This window comes from Mesorhizobium sp. M7A.F.Ca.US.011.01.1.1 (assembly GCF_003998295.1).
Lineage (GTDB): Bacteria > Pseudomonadota > Alphaproteobacteria > Rhizobiales > Rhizobiaceae > Mesorhizobium.
Window position 1 is genome coordinate 1 of the sequence record NZ_RZRT01000113.1, and the last position, 7847, is coordinate 7847.

Annotated in this window: 6 protein-coding genes and 1 pseudogene; 4 read left to right on the forward strand and 3 right to left on the reverse strand. The window is 63.3% G+C overall.

What is annotated here, in order from left to right; all coding sequences use genetic code 11:
• Positions 1 to 118: pseudogene (locus EOA13_RS38450) on the forward strand (IS630 family transposase); the annotation flags it as partial.
• Positions 119 to 276: 158 nt separating this feature from the next.
• Here the strand turns inward: EOA13_RS38450 and alaS are convergent.
• On the reverse strand, positions 277 to 2943 hold the full coding sequence (gene alaS, locus EOA13_RS36045) for an alanine--tRNA ligase (RefSeq protein ID WP_127297906.1): 2667 nt from the start codon (positions 2941 to 2943) through the stop codon (positions 277 to 279).
• Between the two features lie 298 nt (positions 2944 to 3241).
• Positions 3242 to 4342, reverse strand: a complete 1101-nt coding sequence (gene recA / locus EOA13_RS36050) for a recombinase RecA (RefSeq protein WP_023810321.1) — start codon at positions 4340 to 4342, stop codon at positions 3242 to 3244.
• A 280-nt stretch (positions 4343 to 4622) separates the two neighbouring features.
• On the opposite strand from recA, the gene EOA13_RS36055 reads away from it, so the two are divergent.
• Together EOA13_RS36055 and EOA13_RS36060 are read left to right on the forward strand one after the other, a co-directional pair.
• Entirely contained in the window at positions 4623 to 5567 is a 945-nt protein-coding gene (locus tag EOA13_RS36055; RefSeq protein WP_127297907.1) for a carbohydrate kinase family protein, read from the forward strand.
• 75 nt (positions 5568 to 5642) lie between these two features.
• On the forward strand, positions 5643 to 6560 hold the full coding sequence (locus EOA13_RS36060) for a pseudouridine-5'-phosphate glycosidase (protein ID WP_127297908.1): 918 nt from the start codon (positions 5643 to 5645) through the stop codon (positions 6558 to 6560).
• A 208-nt stretch (positions 6561 to 6768) separates the two neighbouring features.
• Here the strand turns inward: EOA13_RS36060 and EOA13_RS36070 are convergent, their stop codons facing one another.
• Positions 6769 to 7092: a TfoX/Sxy family protein gene (locus EOA13_RS36070; protein ID WP_127297909.1), complete on the reverse strand. Its 324-nt coding sequence runs from the start codon at positions 7090 to 7092 to the stop codon at positions 6769 to 6771.
• Positions 7093 to 7183: 91 nt separating this feature from the next.
• On the opposite strand from EOA13_RS36070, the gene EOA13_RS36075 reads away from it, so the two are divergent.
• Entirely contained in the window at positions 7184 to 7681 is a 498-nt protein-coding gene (locus tag EOA13_RS36075; RefSeq protein ID WP_127297910.1) for a GFA family protein, read from the forward strand.
• The last annotated feature ends 166 nt before the right edge of the window (positions 7682 to 7847 follow it).

The window sequence follows — 7847 nt, forward strand, 5'->3', positions numbered from 1 at the left end:
TCAGAAACGCACCGTCGAGGACACGTGGCGCCACATCGGCCACCTCGTCGAAACCATCGAGGCAGCCGAATGCAAGAACTACTTCGAAAACGCAGGCTACGCTTCCGTCAAAATATGAAACGCTCTAAGGCGCCTATTCCGGCGCGGTTTTATTTCCACGTGGGAGATTGGCGAAAGCCGACGCGACGTCCGATCTCCCCCCAAGTGGGGAGATGTCCGGCAGGACAGAGGGGGGCACTGGCCCTCCAACCGTTGCTTTAAATTCAACCCACTTGCCTACGCCGCTTCGAGTGCCGCCCTCACCGCTGCAATCGCATCATCGGCCTTGGAAGCGTCGGGGCCACCGGCCTGGGCCATGTCGGGCCGCCCGCCGCCGCCCTGCCCGCCCAATGCGGCGGAGGCCACGCGGACAAGGTCGACGGCGCTGAAGCGGCCGATGAGGTCGTCGGTGACGGCCACCACGACGCTTGCCTTGTTGTCTTCGCCGGCGCCGACGAAGACGACGACGCCGGAGCCGAGCGAGCTCTTGCCGGCATCGGCCAGCGGCTTCAAATCCTTCGGCGAGACACCGGAGACCGTCTTGCCGAGGAAGCCGACACCGGCGACCGTCTCATTGGCGGCTGGAGCATCGGCTGACGATCCCCCACCCAGCGCCAGCTTCTTGCGCGCCTCGGTCAATTCCTTCTCGAGCTTCTTGCGCTCTTCGAGCAGCGTCTCGACGCGCGCCGGCACATCGGCCGGCGAAATCTTGAGCACGGCCGCCGTCGCCTTCAAACGCCGGTCCTGCTCGTCGAGATGTTTGCGCGCGGCTTCGCCGGTCAGCGCCTCGATGCGGCGCACGCCGGCCGCGACCGCGCTGTCCGATACGACACGCACCAAGCCGATGTCGCCGGTCGCCCTGACATGCGTGCCGCCGCAGAGTTCGACCGAATAGGGCCGGTTGGCCTTGGCGCCGTGCACCCCGGTGCCCATGGACACGACGCGCACTTCGTCACCATACTTCTCGCCAAACAGCGCCATGGCGCCTTCGGCAATGGCATCGTCGACCGACATCAGGCGCGTGGACACCGGGCCGTTCTGCACGACGATCTCGTTGGCCATGCGCTCGACCTCTTCGAGGTCCTCTGATGAAATGGGTTTGTTGTGCGAGATGTCGAAGCGCAGGCGCTCGGGCGCCACCAGCGAGCCCTTCTGCGCGACATGGCTGCCCAGCACCTCGCGCAGAGCCTCGTGGATCAGATGCGTCGCGGAATGGTTGGCGCGCAGCCTCGAGCGTCTTGCATGGTCGACCTTCAGCTCGACGGCGGCACCGGTCTTAACCGTGCCGCTGGCAACCTTGCCGACATGCACGAACAGCCCGTCGGCCTTCTTCTGCGTATCCGAAACCTCGATCGAGAACCCCTCGCCGGAGATGACACCGGTGTCGCCCATCTGGCCGCCGGACTCGGCATAGAACGGCGTCTGGTTGACGACGATCGCCACCGCGTCGCCCTTGCCGGCGCTGTCGACGGTCTTGCCGTCCCTGACCAGCGCCTGGATGATGCCTTCGGCAGCTTCAGTCTCATATCCGAGGAACTCGGTGGCGCCGGCCTTCTCGCGCACGGAGAACCAGATGGTCTCGGTGGCCGCGTCGCCGGAGCCGGCCCAGTGCTTGCGCGCCTCGGCCTTCTGCTGCTCCATCGCATTGGTGAAGCCGGCAAGATCGACAGAGATGCTGCGCTGGCGCAGCGCGTCCTGCGTCAGATCGAGTGGGAAGCCATAGGTGTCGTAGAGCTTGAAGGCCGTCTCGCCATCCAGCATGTCGCCGGCATGAAGAGTTTCGGTCGCCTCCGAAAGCAGGCCGAGGCCGCGCACCAGCGTCTTGCGAAACCTGGTCTCCTCGAGCTTCAGCGTCTCGGTGATCAACTGTTCGCCGCGCAGCAGTTCCGGATAGGCCTGACCCATTTCGCGCACCAGCGCCGGCACCAGCTTCCACATCAGCGGTTCGTTGGCACCGAGCAACTGCGCATGACGCATGGCGCGGCGCATGATGCGGCGCAGGACATAGCCCCGGCCTTCGTTCGACGGCAGCACGCCATCGGCGACCAGGAACGAGGACGAGCGCAGATGATCGGCAATGACCCGGTAGGAGGCGACTGTCTCCTTGTCGGGCCCATGCCCGATCGCCGACGATGCGGCGTCGATCAGATGACGGAACAGATCGGTCTCGAAGACGCTTTCCACCCCTTGCAGGATGGACGCCATGCGCTCCAGGCCCATGCCGGTGTCGATCGAGGGGCGCGGCAGGTCGATGCGCTCTTCTTTCGTCACCTGTTCATACTGCATGAAGACCAGGTTCCAGAATTCCAGGAAACGGTCGCCATCTTCCTCCGGGCTGCCGGGAGGGCCGCCCCAGATGTGCTCGCCGCGGTCGATGAAGATCTCCGAACACGGACCGCACGGGCCGGTATCGCCCATCGCCCAGAAATTGTCCGATGTCGCGATGCGAATGATGCGGTCGTCGGAAAACCCGGCGATCTTCTTCCAGAAACCGGCCGCCTCGTCGTCCGTGTGATAGACGGTGACCAGCAGCTTGTCCTTGTTCAGCCCGAACTCCCTGGTGATCAGGTTCCAGGCAAGCTCGATGGCGCGCTCCTTGAAATAGTCGCCGAAGGAGAAATTGCCGAGCATCTCGAAGAAGGTCAGATGGCGTGCCGTGTAGCCGACATTGTCGAGATCGTTGTGCTTGCCGCCGGCGCGCACGCTCTTCTGGGCGGTCGACGCGCGCGAATAGGGCCGCTTCTCCAAACCGGTGAAGACATTCTTGAACTGCACCATGCCGGCGTTGGTGAACATCAGTGTCGGATCGTTGCGCGGCACCAGCGGGCTCGACGCGACGATCTCGTGACCCTCCTTGCGGAAGTAGTCGAGAAATGTCGACCGGATCTCGTTCACGCCACTCATGAATGCTGCCTTTTCGGAAGAGCCGCCGGCAAACCGGCGGAAATGGGCTCTGCGTTTTTAGAAGATTAGGACTTGGCCTTTTAGCCGCCGCGCCTCACCCTGTCCAGAAACACGGAATTGGTCCAATCCACGGCCTTTGCCGGCCATTCGAACCGGCCTGTTTTCGCCGCCAAAACGCAAAACCGCCGGCACTGGGCCGGCGGTTTCGAAACGCAATAACGCGGAACTCAATTACATAAGCCTGAGATAATAGAACGCGATTATGGCCGAACTCCGGCCGGCATCGCGCACGAAGCTGTTACATGGCGCCGGATTCTTCCTCGAAACCGTCGTCTTCGCCGCGCTCAGGGCCGCCATTCTCGAGGAATTTCTCGGCGATCAGCCCAGCATTCTGCCTGATCGACAACTCGATCTCGCGTGCCGTGTCGGGATTGTCACGCAGGAACAGCTTGGCATTTTCGCGGCCCTGGCCGAGACGCTGCGAGTTATAGGAAAACCAGGCGCCAGACTTCTCGACAATACCGGCCTTGACCCCGAGATCGACCAGTTCGCCGGTCTTGGACACGCCTTCACCAAACATGATGTCGAATTCGACCACCTTGAAGGGCGGCGCCAGCTTGTTCTTGACCACCTTGACGCGGGTCTGGTTGCCGACAACCTCGTCGCGGTCCTTGATCGAGCCGATGCGGCGGATGTCAAGACGCACCGAAGCGTAGAATTTCAGCGCGTTGCCGCCCGTCGTGGTCTCGGGCGAACCGAACATGACGCCGATCTTCATGCGGATCTGGTTGATGAAGATGACCATGGTGTTGGAGCGCGAAATCGAAGCGGTCAGCTTGCGCAGCGCCTGGCTCATCAAGCGGGCCTGCAGGCCGGGTAGCGAATCGCCCATCTCGCCTTCGATTTCGGCGCGTGGCGTCAGCGCCGCGACCGAATCGACCACCAGCACGTCGATGGCGCCGGAGCGCACCAGCGTGTCGCAGATTTCCAGCGCCTGCTCCCCGGTGTCGGGCTGCGAGATCAGAAGGTTTTCGAGATCGACGCCGAGCTTGCGGGCATAGACCGGGTCAAGCGCGTGCTCGGCATCGACGAAGGCGCAGATGCCGCCCTTCTTCTGGGCTTCGGCCACGGTGTGCAGCGCCAACGTCGTCTTGCCCGAGCTTTCCGGCCCGTAGATCTCGATGATGCGGCCGCGCGGCAGGCCACCGACGCCAAGCGCGATGTCGAGGCCAAGCGAGCCGGTCGGCACCGTTTCGATCTCGACGACCTGATCGTTGGCGCCGAGCCGCATGATCGAGCCCTTGCCGAAAGCCCGCTCGATCTGCGACAGCGCCGCATCCAGAGCCTTTGATTTGTCCACTGCCTTGTCCTCTACCAGCCGCAAAGAATTTTGAGCCATGATACATCACCCCTTGGTCGTCAATGAAGGCCGGACAATCCGTAATCCCTGCCTATTTGTACCTTTTTTGTTCTCATTTGGCAAGAGGGGTCAAATATCTGAAAAACAAACAATATCCGGATTTGTTCTTTTTTTGTCCAAGGATTCGATCAGGGATGCACCACACGTTGGGCCAGACGGCTCGGTTGTTTCGATCTGCCGAATCGCCGCCTTGCATGCGAAGCTCCGTCGCATAGCCTAGCGCTTGTGCGGCTGGAATAACAAAGGTCATATCGCCGGCATGCTGAAATCCGCGAAAATACTGGCCGTAGGCGGCGCCCATATCGACCGGCGCGGCCAGGTGTCCGGCGCTTACGTGCCGGCTGCCTCCAATCCCGGCACGATGCGCGAGGATGTCGGCGGCGGCGTCTTCAACGCTTTGCGCAGTGCGGTGCGGCGCGGCGTCTCCGCGTCGCTCATATCGGTTCGCGGCGGCGATGCCGCTGCCGACACCGTTTCGCGAGCCATTGCCGAGGCAGGCATTGCCGACCTGTCAGCGGTCTTCCTCGACCGCACGACGCCGAGCTACACGGCGCTGATCGACAGTGAGGGCGAGCTGATCGTCGGCTTTGCCGACATGGCGCTCTATGACCTGGCGTTTCCCAAGCAGATCAGGCGCTCCAAGGTGCGGGAGGTGATCGCTGCCGCCGACGCGATCCTGTGCGACGCCAACCTGCCCTCTTCGGCGCTGGAACGGCTGGTCGCGCTCGCCGCGGGCAAGCCGGTTTTCGCCATTGCCATTTCGCCTGCCAAGGTAACGCGGCTGATACCGGTGCTGAAGGAGCTCTCGCTGGTCTTCATGAACCGGCGCGAGGCCATGGTGCTGGCCGGCGTCGCCGCGACTGCCACGGAGCGCGAGGTCGTCGACGGGTTGCGATGCAGCGGCCTCGTCAGCGGCGTGGTGACGGCGGGCAGCGAGCCCATGCTGGGCTTCGATGAAGCCAGCGCCTTCTCGATCCTGCCGCCGCCGCCAAGAAAGGTCGCTGACGTCACCGGGGCCGGCGATGCCCTGGCGGGCGCAACGGTCGCTGCTTTGCTGCGCGGACTGCCCCTGCGGTCAGCACTGCGCGAAGGCATTGCCGGGGCGACGCTTGCCATCGAAAGCGCCAACGCCGTTCCGGAGTTCACCGCGGCGAGCTTCGCGGAAGCGTTGGCTCTTGTGCCGGATGCCAGGGAAGTGGCATGAGACCGGCAAATTCATAGTGCCGCGATGTTGCCTGATGTCCCGACGGACGCGCGGCATTCCGGATTGGAGACCCTGATGACCCCTGAGACCGCCGGCCCCTTCATCGATATCCACGCGCCGGTGGCGCAGGCCCTGGCTGCCGGGCGGCCGGTGGTGGCGCTGGAAAGCACCATCATCACCCATGGCATGCCCTACCCCGACAATGGCGCCATGGCGGCCGATGTCGAAAAGATCATCACCGACGGCGGCGCCGTGCCGGCGACGATCGCCGTGGTTGGCGGCCGCATAAAGATCGGGCTTTCGGACGGCGAGCGCGAATCGCTGGCGATGACGGGCGACGCCATGAAACTGTCGCGCGCCGATCTCGGTTTTGCGGTGGCGCAAGGGCGCACCGGCGGCACCACGGTCGCCGCCACCATGATCGCGGCGCATATGGTCGGCATAAAAGTGTTCGCCACCGGCGGCATTGGCGGTGTGCACAAGGGTGCCGAAAAGAGCTTCGACATTTCCGCCGATCTCGACGAGCTGGCGCGCACCCCGGTCATCGTCGTCTCGGCCGGCGCCAAGGCCATCCTCGACATCGAAAAGACGCTGGAGGTGCTGGAGACGCGCGGCGTGCCGGTGATCGGCCTTGGCTGCGAGACGATGCCGGCCTTCTGGTCCAGGCATTCGCCATTCCGCGCGCCGCTGACCTTGCACGAGCCGGAAGAGATCGCGCATTTCTACCAGACGAGGGCAGCGCTGGGGCTCGCCGGCGGCATGCTGATTGCCAATCCGGTGCCGGAAAACCATGAAATCCCGGCTGAGGAGATGGCGGGCTATATCGACGCCGCGCAAAAGGCCGCAGAAGCGCTCAACGTGGCCGGCAAGGCGGTGACACCCTTCCTGCTGTCGAAAATCCTCGAACTGACCGGCGGCAGGAGCCTGAAGACCAACATCGCGCTGGTGGAAAACAATGCCAGGCTGGCGGCGAGGATTGCGAAGGCGCTGTAGGCCAACGTCGGCGGGACAGCACCCCCCTCTGTCCTGCCGGCCATCTCCCCCGCAAGGGGGGAGATCGGATGTCATCAAACCCTCCGCCAATCTTCAACATTGAAAAAAGCAGGCAGACGCTGAAACTGCCCATCTCCCTCCTTGCGGGGGAGATGGCCGGCAGGCCAGAGGGGGGTGCTGGCCCGCCGACGTTCCCAAATATTGCGCGTCACTTCCCCGCCCTTCGTCCCGCCTCATACGCCCGCCGTGCCCAGATCGTCATCTCGTCGGGATCATCGAAAGCGCTGTCTGGAACGCTCCAGTAGGGCATGGCGACCAGCTTGCCGTGGCGCGAACCGGTATAGGTCCATTGCGTGCAGCCGGCGGCCTCGAACTCGGGCGCGCTTTGCTCGTCGCCCTTCAGCATCAACTCACCGCGCAGCACGATGGCGACGATGACACCGTCGAAATAGATGCCCTTGCCGCCGAACAGTTTTCGGATGCTGACAGGGCCGAGGCCCTCGAACAGTTCGGCGATGCGTTCATTGTCCATGCCGCGATCATGTCACCGGCGTTTGGCCTTGTCATCGCCGCAACCAAAATCATGCTGACAGGTTGTGTGAGGTCGATCGGAGTTTCCCGCCATGCCCGTCCTGCTCAAAGGGTCCTGCCGCTGCAATGCCGTGCGTTTCGAGGTGGAGAGCCACACGCCGGCGCCATTCATGCTGTGCTACTGCTCGATCTGCCGCAAGCAGCAGGGCGGCGGCGGGTTTGCCATCAATCTCGGTGCGGACAACGAAACACTGAACATCAGGGGCAAGCGCAGCCTCGGCGTCTTTCGGGCGGAGATCGAGGACGACGAGCATCCGCATTGCGAAATCTCGACCGGCGAGCGCAATTTCTGCAAGAAATGCGGGGCGGCCCTTTGGCTCTACGATCCGACCTGGCCGGAACTGGTGCATCCCTTCGCCTCGGCGATCGACAGCGATTTACCCATTCCGTCAAGCAAGGTGCACCTGATGCTGAAATACAAGGCGAACTGGGTGGAGCCGGAGGTTGGCAAGCATGACAAGGTCTTCGACGTCTATCCCGAGGAATCGATCGCCGACTGGCACAAGCGGACGGGCATGTGGGTGGATTAGCGTCCTTCACCCCGTTTACGGCGGGGCGATTGCATATGGGTTTTTACGAAGAGGACCCCACCCTAACCCTCCCCACAAGCGGGAGGGAACGCTGCCGCGCGCCATCCTTTTGGCGTCGAAACCTCGGGGATTTGCGGAATCAGCGCCTACCAAGTCTCCCTCCCCC